The following is a 14,218-nucleotide window of genomic DNA, read 5'->3' on the forward strand; positions in this document are numbered from 1 at the left end:
TTAAATACATACATTAACTATTCATACTGTTTAAATTAACTTTAGAGTATATCCCAATTACCAAATCTACATTATCTTCCCAATCATAAAGTTTTTTTACACGTTCTCTACCTGCTTTTCCCATTGTAATTCTCAAACTTTTATCTAATATTAATTTTTCAATAGTATATGCTGCTTCTTGAGGATTCTTTGACTCAACAACGAATCCAGTTTCATTATTAGCAACAACTTCAGGCAAACCACCAACATTTGAAACCACAACCGGTTTTTCGCAAGCAGAAGCTTCGATTATGGCAACTCCAAAACTTTCACTATTAGATAATGCTACATAAATGTCCATCATATTTATATAATTCGGGACTAAATAATTCTCAACTTTACCTACAAAATTAACATCATTTAAAATATCAAGATTCTCACATAAATTTACGAGCTTTGTTTTATCTTCTCCTTCTCCAACAATCATTAGCTTTAACTGCAAACTAGGGTTGTCCTCTTTAACGATTTTAAAAGCTTTAATAAGATAATCAATCCCATATTTTGACGACAAAGTCTTAACAGTGCCTATTACTATTGCTTCGGAAGAAAAAAAACTATTAGTTTCTATTTTTCTAAATTTTGACAAATCAATTCCAAATGGAGTTATATGGATTCTCTTTTTTGTATATTTATTAGTTTCCAATGCCATTACATGGCTTGTTGATAAAATTTCATCAGCTCTATATAGATTAAACTTTATCATCAATTTATGAATAAATGATATTTTAGGAAAATCATAAATATCACTTCCCCAAACAGATAAAATAAATGGTTTAAAACCACACAGGGCTCCCAACAAACCATAACTAGTGGCATAATGAGCATGTACTATGTCTGGTTTAAAATTCTTTATAACTTTTAATAATTTTGGTAAATATTGAATTAAAGTAATTTTTGATATCTCCCCATCTTTTGAAGAATTGTTTTGAAATCCACCATCAATAATTATTATATTAGAAAACTTTTCATATTCCATATCCTCATTTTTTTCTAGTGAAAATAGACAAATTTCAATATTTCTTTGAGCTAAGGAAGTTGCCCATCTTTTAGTATGAATGGAATTGGCATTAGAAAGTAAAAGAATTTTCATTATGAGTTTTTTATTTTAAACAAAAAATGTAACAAAAGTACCCAAAATGGTATTTCGTAAAGTGACAAATGAATAACATAACTGTCAAACCAGCCCATAAATAATAAACCGAGCATAAATACATACAATGATGTAACAAAAGGAGTGCTTTGAGAGTTTAAAGAATAACAAAAAACCAACAAATAGCTATAAAACATTATCCCGAGTAAAAAAGAAGTTAGTATATAAGAAAGTCCTCCATATATATACAGCGTGCCAAAAAAAGTTTTAACATTTGGCTCAAAACCAGTAGAAATTGTAACGTAATAATTAGAAATTGGACTCAAAGGTTTTTCTCCTATTAAAAAACGAAAAATATTAATTAACGGTGTAAAAGCATATCCTGGCTCAGTACCAATTGGTAAATTTTGATTAAGATGTTCAGAAAAAGCAATGGGACCTGATAAAAGATAATCAATCATATGTTGAAAAATAAATTCATCATTTGAAGATTCAAAACCAAGTGAAATTTTATAAATCAACCAAAAAATCAAAAAGGGAGAGATAAAAACAATTAAATGACTAAACTTTAATTTTGTCTTTTTTAATAATAATCTACCAATAAAAGAAGATATAAGAGGAATAATAATCCATGATTTTACTGCATAAAGTACTGAAAAAATTAATGTTATGACAATAATACCTATTTGTAATGCTTTATAGTAACTTTTATTAAAAAAAATAATTAAAAATATAGAGATCAGTATTAGTAATAAAATTGAATGTGCAATAAATCCTTTACCTAGATTATCCTGAAAATTGTCATCCCCAAAATTAAAACCAAAACTAGAGGCGATAGTATAAATCTTAAAAATACATATGAAAATTAAAGGATATGAAATATAAAATAAAAGACAAAGTTTGGATTTAGATATCGTAATATTATTACCATATGTCTCCAACTGTAACTTACTTACTTTAATATCTTTGAAGGATAATTTAACTAAAAGTCCTGCTACCCAAAAAACAAGTATTCCGAAAAACCAAATTAAAATCACATTTTGATTTAATCTAAAATAGGTAAAATTTGATTTAAGATAAAAAGAATCAATAATTAGTAGAATAAGAAAGGGCCATACTAATACAATAGCTGGCGTATATATTGTACCCCATAATTTTTTATCCAAATATGTTAATAAAACAACTAATGTTATAAAAGAGATAAAAAATAAAAATATCATAACTGACTGTTAATAACCCTCATAAATTCTACAGAGTCAACCTTAGTATTCTCCACAACATAAGAGTTTATATTTTTTATTAACTTCACACTTTTTAGTAGATTTATTTTATTCATCTTTAACAAAACTGGCAGATATAAATAGGCTAATAATCGAGTTATTTCCCATCTAGTTCTTGAATAATAATTACGTGTATTAATTAATCTATTTATGTAATACAAGTAAATATTATTAACTGCATTATTATTCTTTTTAATTGTAGAACCAACTTTATGGTAAATAATGGATTCAAAAACACATGCTATTTTTAATTTATTATTTTTAAGCCTTAAAGAAAACTCATAATCCTCTTCACCAAAAAAGAAATCCTCAGTTAACAAACCTGTTTTCTTATGCTGAAAAAGCAAAGCACAACCTGTAATAAATGTTATCAATGAAAAACCGTCTTTAGGAACTACATTAATATTTTGATCCGCAAATAAATACTTTCGACTACCAAAATAAGTTAATTGTCCTCCACAATTCCAAATTTTATTATTAGGATCAAACAATCGGATTTGAGGCGTTACAGCAACTATATCTTTATTTATTGCAATAAAATTATCTAAGACAGTTAAAGTGTTCTTAACTATTTCTGTATCATTATTTAACAACATTACCCAATCAGAATCTATAATCTGTGCTATTTTTGCGCCTATATTATTCCCTTTGGCAAAACCATAATTTTCAAAATTTTCAATAAAAAAAAGAATATCCTTAATTGGATTATTACAAATCATTTCTTTTATCAAACCTTCTGAATCATCTATTTGATCTTCTTTTAAATAAACAATTACCTTAAAAATTTCCGAACAACCTTCCTTTAATTTGTTTAGTGATTCAGCTTCTGAACCATTATCAACTACTATTGGTAAATATCTTATATTTTCACTTTCTTTAAACGATGTTAAGCAAGCTAAAGTATCTTTTTCACCATTCCAATTCAAAATAATAATTGGTATTATACTTTTTAACTGGTTTGCTTTTTGATCCATGGATAAATTTTAAATAAAATTAAAAATAATAAAACAAATTCGCCTGTTGACATTGCAATTGCAGCACCAATTACTCCAAAGAAACGTGAGACAAAATAGCATAATGAAACGCTCGTAACTCCTGAAATAAAAACAGCTTTTAAAAAATACCTATTAAATCCTAAATTAATTAAGCCGATAATACCTAAATAATAATTAAGTCCACCAAGAAAAATAACCGGAAGTAAAACCTGAAAAATAATTATAGCTGTTTGAAATGATTTTCCTAAATACCAAATTAAAAGATAGGGTCCAATAAAATATAGGGTGATTGTAAGTACCAACAACAATGATCCATATATTTTTGCAAATCTTCCAAAACTAGGGTCAATTCCTGCTGTGCTGTTCAGTTTTCTGCCAAAAAAAGGAAATAAAGCTTTTGAAAGAGGTTCCATCAATGATTGCATTGCTTTAATCACCTTTTCCATAGCTGCATACTGACCTACCATTGCATAGTTTGTGGTTAATCCTAAAATAATAATATTTGCTTCCCTATAAAAACTCATAGAAACTGTTGACAAAAAAATATGCCAAGAATCTAATAAATAGAATTTCATTCTACTAAAAGATGGTTTTGAAAATTGAACTTTTAGGTAATAATTTATTAAAAATAAACTAGCAAAACCACTTATTAAAAATCCAATTGACTGAAAGAGGTTAATTAAATAATAATCTAAAGGTCTCCGAATAAATACGAATATTAATACCGTAGAAACAATTCTAGTCAGAAGATTAATAATTGTAATATATCCCATTTTTTCTACTCCTTGAAAAAGCCAAAATGGTGTAATCGCTTGTCCCCATAAAATACCAAAACCAAACAGATACAATAATTTATTACTCGATAAATTAGGAAAAAAAATAAAACTTAACCACAACAATATACTTGCTAATAACGCAAATATCAATCTGATAACGGTAACATTCGTTAAAACATCCGAAACCATATCTTTATCATCTCTATTTACAGAAATCAATTTAGTAGCTGAATAATCAAACCCAAAATTAATTAGCAGTAAACAATATTGGAAAATTGAAAATGAAAAGATATATTCCCCATAATACTCAACTCCGATAGTTCTAGTTAAATATGGAATTAATAAAAGTGGAAAAATAAAACTTAATAAATTTAAAGATGAAAGTGAAATGAAATTTATAATTACAGTTTTTATTTCCTCGTTCTTAAGTTTTTTTGAAACTACGGATAAATATTTAGAAATCATAAAAAATATATCAAAAAAGCATTTTCAAAAAAACTTATACCCAATTTAATCATTAAATCTATTATATTAAAACATTATTGTTGCTATATATTCTCTCAATAATATCTACCACTTTCATACCCTCCAGTGCATTTGTAGAGATACTATCCTTACCTGCGATTACATTTGAAATATTCTCATATACATAATGATGATTGGCAGCTGATCCTTTATACTGTCCATAATCATTTGGCGGATTACTTTCGGCAAGAACTGGCATAACATAATCTTTGATATGACAATATTCCACTTCATTCATATATTGACCACCAACTTTTACAGAACCATTTTCGGCTACAATGGTAATTGAGCTTTCTAAATTTTTATCCCAAACAGCAGTAGAATAGTTCAAATTACCCATGCCTCCTTCTACAAAATCAAAAGAAACAAACCCTGAATCTTCAAAATCCGTACTCTTTTCATGCATAAAATCATTTAACCTTGCATTAATATTAGTTACATCACCAAAATACCAATACATCAAATCGATAAAATGAGAAAATTGTGTAAACAAGGTCCCTCCATCAAGATCTTTTGTACCATGCCAACTTGTTGGTTTTCCGGTTTTAGTATCAGGTTTATAATAACGATTATCGCGATTCCAATAACAATTAATTTGAACCATAAAAATTTTACCTAAAATACGCGCTTCAAGCACTTCTTTAAGCCAAACTGATGGCGGAGAATAACGGTTTTGCATTACACAAAACACTTGTTTGTGTTTTTGAAGTGCCTTAAATATAATTTGCTCACAACCTGCTTTTGTCAATGCCATAGGTTTTTCTATTACAACGTGGCAATTGTTCTCTAAAACTTGCAAACCTTGCTCTTGGTGAAACCCATTAGGTGTTGCTATTGCTACAGCATCAACTTCTAAGCCAGAATCAAATAAAGCATCCAGAGAATTGAAAAACTTTGCATTTGGGTAATTTTCTAACCCTAACTCTTCTCTTTTTTTGATATCACACAGAGCTACCAATTCAAAATCGGAATTCCCTAGAATCATACTCGCATGTCTTTTACCGATATGACCACAACCTATCACTGCAAATTTTATTTTACTCATCTTCAATTAACTTATTTTGATTACTGAATTATTTTCTAATTTATATTCTTGTTTACTTTCATCGCAAACAGCAACACCTTCTTTATTAAATTCCAAACGATGCCCATACTCTCCTACCCATCCAATTTGTCTGGCTGGATTTCCTACAAACAGAGCAAATGAGGGAACATTTTTGGTAACTACCGCACCGGCTCCTATAAAAGCATATTCGCCAATATCATGTCCACAAACAATAGTTGCATTTGCCCCTATACTAGCCCCTTTACCCACATGGGTTTTAGCATACTGATCACGTCTGTTTATGGCACTACGAGGATTAATAACATTTGTAAAAACCATTGAAGGACCCAAAAAAACGTCATCATCACAAGTTACGCCAGTGTATATGGAAACATTATTTTGCACCTTGACATTATTACCTAATACGACTTGTGGTGAAATCACTACATTTTGTCCAATATTACATTTTTCTCCCATTATACAATTTGACATAATGTGTGAAAAATGCCATATTTTAGTACCATTGCCAATTGTACAGCCAGCATCAACAATCGATGTTTCGTGTGCGAAAAAATTTTCCATATTTTAGCTTTTAAAGAAAGAAATTACCTGACTACATACATATTCCATTGATTCTAGTTCCATTTCGGTATGAACAGGCAATGAAATTACTTCGTTGCATAAAATTTCTGTTACGTCTAATTTAAAATCTGAATTGACAAATTGTTGAAATGCTTCTTGCTTGTATAATGGAAGTGGATAATATATCATACTAGGGATTCCCTTCTCAGATAGAAATTTTTGCAATTCATCTCTTTTACCATTTTTAATTCTCAAGGTATATTGATGGAAAACATGTGTACTGTTTGATTGTCTTTTGGGAACTTGAATTTCTTCAATAGCTGCAAAAGCAGTATCATAAAAAGAAGCCATTTGATTACGCGCCTGACTGTAATTATCTAAATGCCTTAATTTAATATTAAGAATAGTCGCTTGTATAGTATCCAATCTGGAATTACATCCCAAAACCTTATGATAATATTTTTTTTCTTGTCCATGATTGGCAATCATCCGCATCTTTTGAGCTAATTCATCTTCATTAGTCATTAACGCTCCTCCATCACCATAACAGCCTAAATTTTTTGAAGGAAAAAAAGAAGTACTCCCGATATGTCCTATCGTTCCTGTTTTTGCAGTACGCCCATCGGAGAAAGTATAAGTAGCTCCAATCGCTTGAGCATTGTCTTCAATAACAAACAAATTGTATTTATTAGCCAACTTCATAATTGGTTCCATATCACACGATTGACCGTATAAATGAACTGGCACAATTACTTTAGTTCTCAGCGTAATTGCTTTTTCAATAATTTCAGCAGTAATATTAAAAGTGTTTTCATCTACTTCAACCATCACTGGAATTAAACCAAGTAATCCGATAACTTCTGCAGTTGCTACATATGTAAAAGAAGGACAAATTACTTCATCACCTCTTTCAAGTCCAAGTGCCATCATGGCTATTTGCAACGAATCTGTACCATTAGCACAAGGAATAACATGCTTTACATTAAGATACTTTTCCAAACTTGTTTGAAATTCTTTTACGGCAGGACCGTTGATGAAAGCAGTACTACCAATACAATCAATTACGGCATTATCGATTTCTTCTTTTATGTGGTGGTATTGCGTTTTTAAATCCACCATTTGAATGGGTTTCTTCATAATTTATTTATATTTTTTTAAAGCTAAAGTAGCTATACTTTCACCTATCGCTAACGATGATGTTGCAGCAGGCGATGGAGCATTACATACATTAATTATATTGCTATCTTCAAAAATCAAAAAATCATCAGAGAGATTTCCTTTGCTATCACAGGCTTGTGCACGAACTCCAGCATTACCTACTTCTAAATCCTCTTTTTGAATTTCTGGAATTAATCTTTGTAATGCCTTTGTAAATGCTGTTTTTGAATAGGAACGGTACATCTCATACATACCATCTTTCCAATATTTTAAAGCAACTTTTTGAAAACCAGAATGCCCCAAAGTTTCAAAAAGCTCTTTCCAATTAACCATTTTGTTAGTATATCCCTCTCTAGCAAAAGCCAATACCGCGTTAGGACCTGCTTCAACACCTCCATGAACCATTCGTGTAAAATGAACACCTAAAAAAGGGAAATTAGGATTGGGCACCGGATAAATTAAATTCTTAACTAAATATTCTTTTTCTTTTTTAATGTTAAAATATTCTCCTCTAAAAGGCAAAATTTGAACATCAAGACTTTTATTGGTCATTTTTGCTATTTTATCAGAATAGAGTCCTGCACAATTAATAACAGTTTGACAAAAATATTCAGTTTGACTTGTTTCAACTATATTTTTACCATCAATATTATTTGAAAAAAAACCTTTGATCTCTTGATTGTAAAATATAAGACCACCTAATTCTATAAATAAATCTAAATATTTTTGTGAAACTTCTTTATAATCTATAATCCCAGTTTGGGGAACCCAAATTCCCGAGATACCACTGCAGTGGGGCTCAATTTCTTTAATTTCTTGAGCGTTTATTTTTTTAATTCCCAGAAGTCCATTGGCAATACCCCTATCATAAATACCTGACATAATTGACAATTCCTCTTTCTCTGTTGCCACAATTATTTTACCACAAAGATCATATTTAATTTCATTTTCATTACAAAACTGAATCAATTGATCATATCCTTTTTTACAATTTATAGCTTTTAAACTCCCTGGGTTATAATAAATTCCAGAATGAATAACTCCACTATTATGACCTGTTTGGTGCAAAGCGATTTTAGGTTCTTTTTCTAAAATAATAACTTTTAATAGAGGATTTTGTTTCTTTAGTTGATATGCAGTTGAAAGTCCTACAATCCCCCCTCCTATAATAATAAAATCTGTTTTCAAATCAATTCCTTTAGATTATAATCTCCAATAATTTTTAAATTCTTTAGGATTCATCACTCCTTTTATATCAAACATAAAAAGTTCATCCTTGGATAACTTTTGAAAATCCAAAACATTCATTTTAACATATTTATTATGTCCAACAGCTAAAACGATAACATCATATAATCCGACTGGTTCATCAATTAGGGTTACTCCATATTCATGAGCCAATTCATTTGGACATCCATGGGGATCTATAACATGCACATGAATCGAATAATCCATTAACTCTTTTATCAAATCAACCACTTTTGAATTTCTAATGTCTGCTACATCTTCCTTAAATGTAACTCCCATAACAAGAACTTTAGATTTACCAGGATTTTTATCTTGTTCAATTAAAGCTTGTACAATTCTTTTAGCAATAAAACTAGGTATGAAATCATTCACTCTCCTTCCGGCTGCAATAACTTGTGGATCAACACCTAATTGTTTGGCTTTATGCATCAAATAAAATGGATCAACACTAATACAATGTCCTCCCACTAGACCTGGTTGGTATTTATGAAAATTCCATTTCGTTCCCGCCGCTTCAATTACCGCTTTGGTATCAATCCCCATTTTATCAAAAATAATTGCCAATTCATTCATCAAAGAAATATTTATATCCCGTTGGGTGTTTTCTATAACTTTTGCAGCTTCCGCAACCTTTATTGACTCGGCTTTATGTAATCCGGCTTTAATAATACTTCCATATACATCAGAAATCATTTCTAAAGCCTCTTCATCATTCCCTGAAACAATTTTTAATATATTGGTTAAAGTTTTAACTTTATCACCAGGAACAATACGTTCTGGACTATATCCAAATTTAAAATCTATTCCCCCTTTAAGTCCTGAAATTTCTTCCAATATGGGAACACAATCCTCTTCAGTACAGCCCGGATAGACAGTAGATTCATAAACAACATAATCCCCTTTTTTAAGGGCAGAAGCAACGCTTCTAGAGGCACCTAATAATGGATTCAAATTTGGCACTTTATTCTCATCTATATCTGTTGGCACTCCGACTATATGAAAATGGGCTTTTTTCAAATCCTCCACATCAGAAGTAAACACAATATCGCAGTCTTCAAAAGCATTAGTATCTAATTCTTTCGAAGGGTCTATTCCTTTTTTCATCAATTCTACTCTGGATACATTGATATCAAAACCTATCACTTTGAAATGCTTAGCAAATTCCAAAGCGAGAGGCAAACCAACATAACCTAAACCAGTTACTGAAATAATTTTTTCTTTATTAAGAAATGAATCTATTAGTTTTGACATATTAATTTTATAGTGATTTATTTAAAAAATTCTCTAATGCAATTTTCTCTTTCAGCATTAAAAAACAGACATTGTATCATAAAAATTTGATTTTCCAACTTTGGTTAAATTCCAACATATCACTTAGTCCATTCTTTATTAAAAAAAACCAATATGAAATAAGTCAAAATAATTAATTTAAAATATTGGCTACATTAATTTAACTGTTTAATTTTCAATTGTAAAATCAGCTACAAATTCAAATTTTTCAGTAATCTCCTTACGATCAGGAACAACATTATTAGAAACCACCCTAAAAACCATCCCATTATTAAGCCTTTAGCTTTTCCAAAACGTTCTTTTGATAATGGTAAAATAGGACGATCAATTACTTGTATTAAAGGCGTTTCCTTACGCAAAGTAACTTTAGCCATTTCGGATTGTTTGACCAATTCGGTCAATATAGCCGTATTCGCCTGTACATCAACTTGTCTGCGAGCAGAAGGAGTGCGTCGTACATTGAGTGCTGGATTCAACATAAAAGTATTGTCATTGGCTACGGCTACTCCAGTAATGGCACCGTTGAGTTCCGAACGAATAGAGTCAGTTTGACGTTCCAAAATTTCCATATTCATACGAGCTTTTTTGCTTTTAGTAGTCACATAGAATTTACCTACTTGCTTAGCTAATGCTTCACAAAAATAAAAGGAAAATAATTCATTATTCGAAGCCACATCCATAGAAATAATGGCTATTTTTTTATCTTTTTGAGCAACAGAAAGTCCTTCTTTTGATAATTCTTTATACATCTCACCTAAAATACTATCATGTACCCGAGTGAAATACTTACGCTTGGTTTCAGGTATAAACTGTACATTCTTAAACTTTGGTTCGTCCTCCCAATCTTCTCTCCATCCGTTAATTTGTATGTACATCTCGGCCAAGGAAATTACTTTTCCATTTACCGTAACTGGAGTCATCAAGGTCTGTTCCACCATAGTACGGGATTTGAATAACTCGGTTAGATTCGATCCTGTAAAGATACTCCCTCCACCTCCGCCAAGGTCTATCCCTAACGAACTGGCTAATCCAAGTGCTCCTCCCAATCCACCTCCACCACTTTTCTCATCTTCCAGAGCAAAAGACAATGTTGCAGTATAAACTGGTTTTTTAATGAAAGAATACGTTAACCCCAAAGCAGCTCCTAACACACTGACCAATAGTATGATTTTCCATTGCGATAGCAAATAAGCATACCATTCCTTTCCTTTCTCAATAAGCTCTTTTAACGAAATCTCATCATTAGGGATTTGTTTCTCCATATTTCTGTTTTCTATTTTTTGATTTCCGAAATTTGTTTTCTGAAAACCGCTATCTGCTTTCTTTATTCTTTATTCTGAAATCTTTAAACAATTTAAACTTTTAAACTCAAAACCTACTACAACTTTATTTAAAAGCAGTAACCATAAGTGTTCCCAAAGTAGTAATTATAGCCCCAATACTAACCCATTCTCCAGTTGACATTCTCTTGGTTAATGGTTTTTCGGGCACTACTATTTGTGACCCTGGCAATACTTTTGGATAGGTTCTGAAAAACAATAAAAAGGAATTGGAAACCGCCGCTTTACCATTTGGATAAATCACATACGCTTTTTTCTTCCACCCTCTGGCATCCAATCCTCCTACCGCATCCAAATAATAATTAAAACTTCTCCCTTTGGTGTAAGGTATCTCAGAAGTCAAAAGCACATTTCCAGTTATTTTTACACTTTCATTATAAGTAGCTACTTCTATCTCATCTCCCGGCAAAAGAGTTATGTTGGTATTGTTGGAAGGATCTTTAATGATTTTTCTCCAATCTACTGGAATTGTAGCATATTTCTTTTCTTCCAATAATTTTTTAGCCAATTTATTTTGAATGGTATCCGATTTTACACCCGAACCGTTATTTTTATCACCTGCTTTTAATTGATCACTTTCAACATCACTAATTTTGGAGCTCACATTCATACTCACATTCTCCAAATCTTCAATTTGTTTGCCTTTGATAGGTCTCTTAATCTTTACACCGTCCAAATCAGCTACAGAGGTCAATCCGCCTGCTCTTTGAATGACATCATAAATTTTTTCTTTTTTACTGGCCAGAACATACTTTCCAGTATAGGCAACTGCCCCTGTTATTTTTACCATTTCTGGTTTTTCAAACACGGCCATTCTTCTAACATTAATTACATCATAAGGCTCTAATACAAAGTTTTTTATTTGTTCGTTAGATTCAGCAGTAATTTCAAGATTAAACAATGTAGAACGGTTGGGATCAGTATCATTAATGGTATCCGATTTAATCATACGGGCTACCTCAACATGTTTGGATGCAGAACCTTTTAAACCTCCTGCTTCAATCAATAGATCATTCAAGGTCAAACGATCATGATAATCATAAACCCCAGGCATTTTAACCTCACCATCTATCGTTATTTTATACTCTTCTCTAAAGTCTAAAATTGAATATACCGTTACTTTATCTTCTTTACGCAAAGCAATATCAGCATCCATGTCGCCAGACAAAGCTTTCTCCAAATTGACATTGACTATCTCAGTGGTCAGATCAGATTTCAATCGCACAATTATAGCCCTTTTCTTGTAGGCATCTTCTTTTAGTCCCTCGGCTTGTCGAACCAAATCCGAAAAACGCATTCCTTCATAAAAGGAGTAAGTATCCGGTCTAAAAACAGCTCCTTCAATGATGATACGATTTTCAAAACGGTTCAAAATTTTCGAAACACGATATACATCACCATTCAAAGGAGTATAACTGCCGTATTGCGCCGCTTGTATATCAGCCACCTTAAACTCTTTCCCTGTTTTTTGCAAAACATTTACCGACGCGGTATAAGCAAATTCATTAAATCCCGAAGCAAAATTTAATAAATCAGAAAAATGCTCCCCTTTTTTCATTTCAAAAATCCCGGGACGCTTTACCTGTCCATCAACCGTAACTCGATTGACATAAGCCGGAATCCGAATAACATCATTATCCTTTAAACCAACATTATCCGATTGATTGCCACTCACCAAAAAACGGTAAATGTCTATATTCTTATAGACCTTATTGTTTCGAATCAACTCTATGTTTCTATAACTTCCATTTTTCCCGGGACCTCCGCCCAAAAATAAAGCGTTGTAAACCGTCGCCAAAGAGGAGATAGAATAATTTCCGGGTTGTCTACTTCCGATAATCGTTACTTTAATGGTACGAATGCGGCTTAAACTTACACTAACTTGAGATTGTCCCGAACGCACCGTACTATAGATTCGCGCGATGGCTCCTTTTATTTTTTGAGTGGCCGCCTCAATAGTCATACCTGACACAGCAATTTGTCCAACGTATTGGATATTGACTTTTCCTTCCACAGATACAGGTACATTATCATCAAACTCTTGTACACCGTTTACGCTCACTTGTAATTCATCTCCAGGCCCTAAAACATAATTTACGGGCGTAGCCAACTTCAAATTGGGTTGAAAATTCAAGGTGGGGTTATCAAACAACTCCGAACCAAAAACAAGCGAATTCAAACTGTCTTTTACCTTCTTGTTTTCTATTTTTTCCTGTTTTCGTTGGGTATCTTCACTATCATCTTGTTCATCTTCCGACTCAGAATCTTTTGATTTCTTCTTGCTTGTTTTTTTATCTGTCGTCGCTTTGGCCGCTTCCGGAAGAGCCAAACGTTTTTTCAATTTGGCAAATTCTGTAGCACTCATACCTTTTGATAACGCCATAGATTCCGCTTGATCAATGGATACATTATTACTTTGCAATTGTGATTTTATCTTGGCAATATCCCCATCGGATAAATAATCTACTCTTACGGTGCTTAAGTCATTCCCTTTTAAAATATCCTGAGCCATCAAAGAAGAACTCTGAAAAAGAGCCACTAAAAGGACAATTGCTGTAATTATTTTTTTCATATTTGAATACTATTTTGGATATTATAGCTTAATAAATTAAAATTTTATATTTTTTACGTAATAATTACGTAATTTACTTTTGCAAATTATTTAATGATACTTCTCTACTCACTCCACACAAATCACAATCCATTTTTCAGTCCTTTACACGGCTTCGCCACAGTGAGTCCCAATTTGGTTCACCGATTTTTAATAATTTGCAAATTTATACTAAAAAAAAGGATTTTTCCCTCTTTTTACTGCATTGATTTGCTGTTTTTATTCAAAACTTTAATCAA

11 protein-coding genes are annotated in these 14,218 nt (G+C 31.5%); all 11 read right to left on the reverse strand.

Annotated elements, in window-relative coordinates:
- Window positions 1-13: 13 nt before the first annotated feature.
- The 11 genes from HQN62_RS17355 to HQN62_RS17405 all read right to left on the reverse strand — a co-directional run bounded on the left by HQN62_RS17355 (window position 14) and on the right by HQN62_RS17405 (window position 13,940).
- Entirely contained in the window at window positions 14-1,129 is a 1,116-nt protein-coding gene (locus tag HQN62_RS17355) for a glycosyltransferase (protein WP_173505298.1), read from the reverse strand.
- Entirely contained in the window at window positions 1,129-2,349 is a 1,221-nt protein-coding gene (locus HQN62_RS17360; RefSeq protein ID WP_173505299.1) for a DUF6337 family protein, read from the reverse strand. Before HQN62_RS17360 ends, HQN62_RS17355 begins: the two co-directional genes overlap by 1 nt.
- On the reverse strand, window positions 2,346-3,383 hold the full coding sequence (locus HQN62_RS17365) for a glycosyltransferase family protein (protein WP_173505300.1): 1,038 nt from the start codon (window positions 3,381-3,383) through the stop codon (window positions 2,346-2,348). Before HQN62_RS17365 ends, HQN62_RS17360 begins: the two co-directional genes overlap by 4 nt.
- Entirely contained in the window at window positions 3,359-4,645 is a 1,287-nt protein-coding gene (locus HQN62_RS17370; protein ID WP_173505301.1) for an oligosaccharide flippase family protein, read from the reverse strand. The genes HQN62_RS17365 and HQN62_RS17370 overlap by 25 nt, the downstream gene beginning before the upstream one ends.
- Before the next feature lie 61 nt (window positions 4,646-4,706).
- Window positions 4,707-5,750: a Gfo/Idh/MocA family protein gene (locus HQN62_RS17375; RefSeq protein WP_173505302.1), complete on the reverse strand. Its 1,044-nt coding sequence runs from the start codon at window positions 5,748-5,750 to the stop codon at window positions 4,707-4,709.
- Between the two features lie 6 nt (window positions 5,751-5,756).
- Window positions 5,757-6,332, reverse strand: coding sequence for an acyltransferase (locus HQN62_RS17380; RefSeq protein WP_173505303.1), 576 nt, complete (start codon window positions 6,330-6,332; stop codon window positions 5,757-5,759).
- 3 nt (window positions 6,333-6,335) lie between these two features.
- Window positions 6,336-7,469 (reverse strand): DegT/DnrJ/EryC1/StrS family aminotransferase, encoded by a 1,134-nt coding sequence (locus HQN62_RS17385; protein WP_173505304.1) that lies wholly within the window; start codon window positions 7,467-7,469, stop codon window positions 6,336-6,338.
- Window positions 7,470-7,472: 3 nt separating this feature from the next.
- On the reverse strand, window positions 7,473-8,678 hold the full coding sequence (gene lhgO / locus HQN62_RS17390; protein ID WP_173505305.1) for an L-2-hydroxyglutarate oxidase: 1,206 nt from the start codon (window positions 8,676-8,678) through the stop codon (window positions 7,473-7,475).
- 15 nt (window positions 8,679-8,693) lie between these two features.
- A complete protein-coding gene (locus tag HQN62_RS17395) occupies window positions 8,694-9,989 on the reverse strand; it encodes a nucleotide sugar dehydrogenase (protein ID WP_173505306.1) in 1,296 nt (431 codons plus the stop codon).
- Between the two features lie 230 nt (window positions 9,990-10,219).
- Complete coding sequence (locus tag HQN62_RS17400; RefSeq protein WP_173505307.1) at window positions 10,220-11,290, reverse strand: Wzz/FepE/Etk N-terminal domain-containing protein; 1,071 nt, start codon at window positions 11,288-11,290, stop codon at window positions 10,220-10,222.
- Between the two features lie 124 nt (window positions 11,291-11,414).
- Window positions 11,415-13,940, reverse strand: a complete 2,526-nt coding sequence (locus HQN62_RS17405) for an SLBB domain-containing protein (RefSeq protein WP_173505308.1) — start codon at window positions 13,938-13,940, stop codon at window positions 11,415-11,417.
- Window positions 13,941-14,218: the final 278 nt, after the last annotated feature.

This window comes from Flavobacterium sp. M31R6, from assembly GCF_013284035.1.
Lineage (GTDB): Bacteria > Bacteroidota > Bacteroidia > Flavobacteriales > Flavobacteriaceae > Flavobacterium.

What these genes read in the sequence shown, in the direction of transcription:
- HQN62_RS17385 (WP_173505304.1), bottom strand. Translation starts at nt 7,469, where the DNA reads ATGAAGAAACCCATTCAAATGGTGGATTTAAAAACGCAATACCACCAC.
- HQN62_RS17400 (WP_173505307.1), bottom strand. Translation starts at nt 11,290, where the DNA reads ATGGAGAAACAAATCCCTAATGATGAGATTTCGTTAAAAGAGCTTATT.
- HQN62_RS17395 (WP_173505306.1), bottom strand. Translation starts at nt 9,989, where the DNA reads ATGTCAAAACTAATAGATTCATTTCTTAATAAAGAAAAAATTATTTCA.
- HQN62_RS17405 (WP_173505308.1), bottom strand. Translation starts at nt 13,940, where the DNA reads ATGAAAAAAATAATTACAGCAATTGTCCTTTTAGTGGCTCTTTTTCAG.
- HQN62_RS17355 (WP_173505298.1), bottom strand. Translation starts at nt 1,129, where the DNA reads ATGAAAATTCTTTTACTTTCTAATGCCAATTCCATTCATACTAAAAGA.
- HQN62_RS17360 (WP_173505299.1), bottom strand. Translation starts at nt 2,349, where the DNA reads ATGATATTTTTATTTTTTATCTCTTTTATAACATTAGTTGTTTTATTA.
- HQN62_RS17370 (WP_173505301.1), bottom strand. Translation starts at nt 4,645, where the DNA reads ATGATTTCTAAATATTTATCCGTAGTTTCAAAAAAACTTAAGAACGAG.
- HQN62_RS17375 (WP_173505302.1), bottom strand. Translation starts at nt 5,750, where the DNA reads ATGAGTAAAATAAAATTTGCAGTGATAGGTTGTGGTCATATCGGTAAA.
- HQN62_RS17365 (WP_173505300.1), bottom strand. Translation starts at nt 3,383, where the DNA reads ATGGATCAAAAAGCAAACCAGTTAAAAAGTATAATACCAATTATTATT.
- HQN62_RS17380 (WP_173505303.1), bottom strand. Translation starts at nt 6,332, where the DNA reads ATGGAAAATTTTTTCGCACACGAAACATCGATTGTTGATGCTGGCTGT.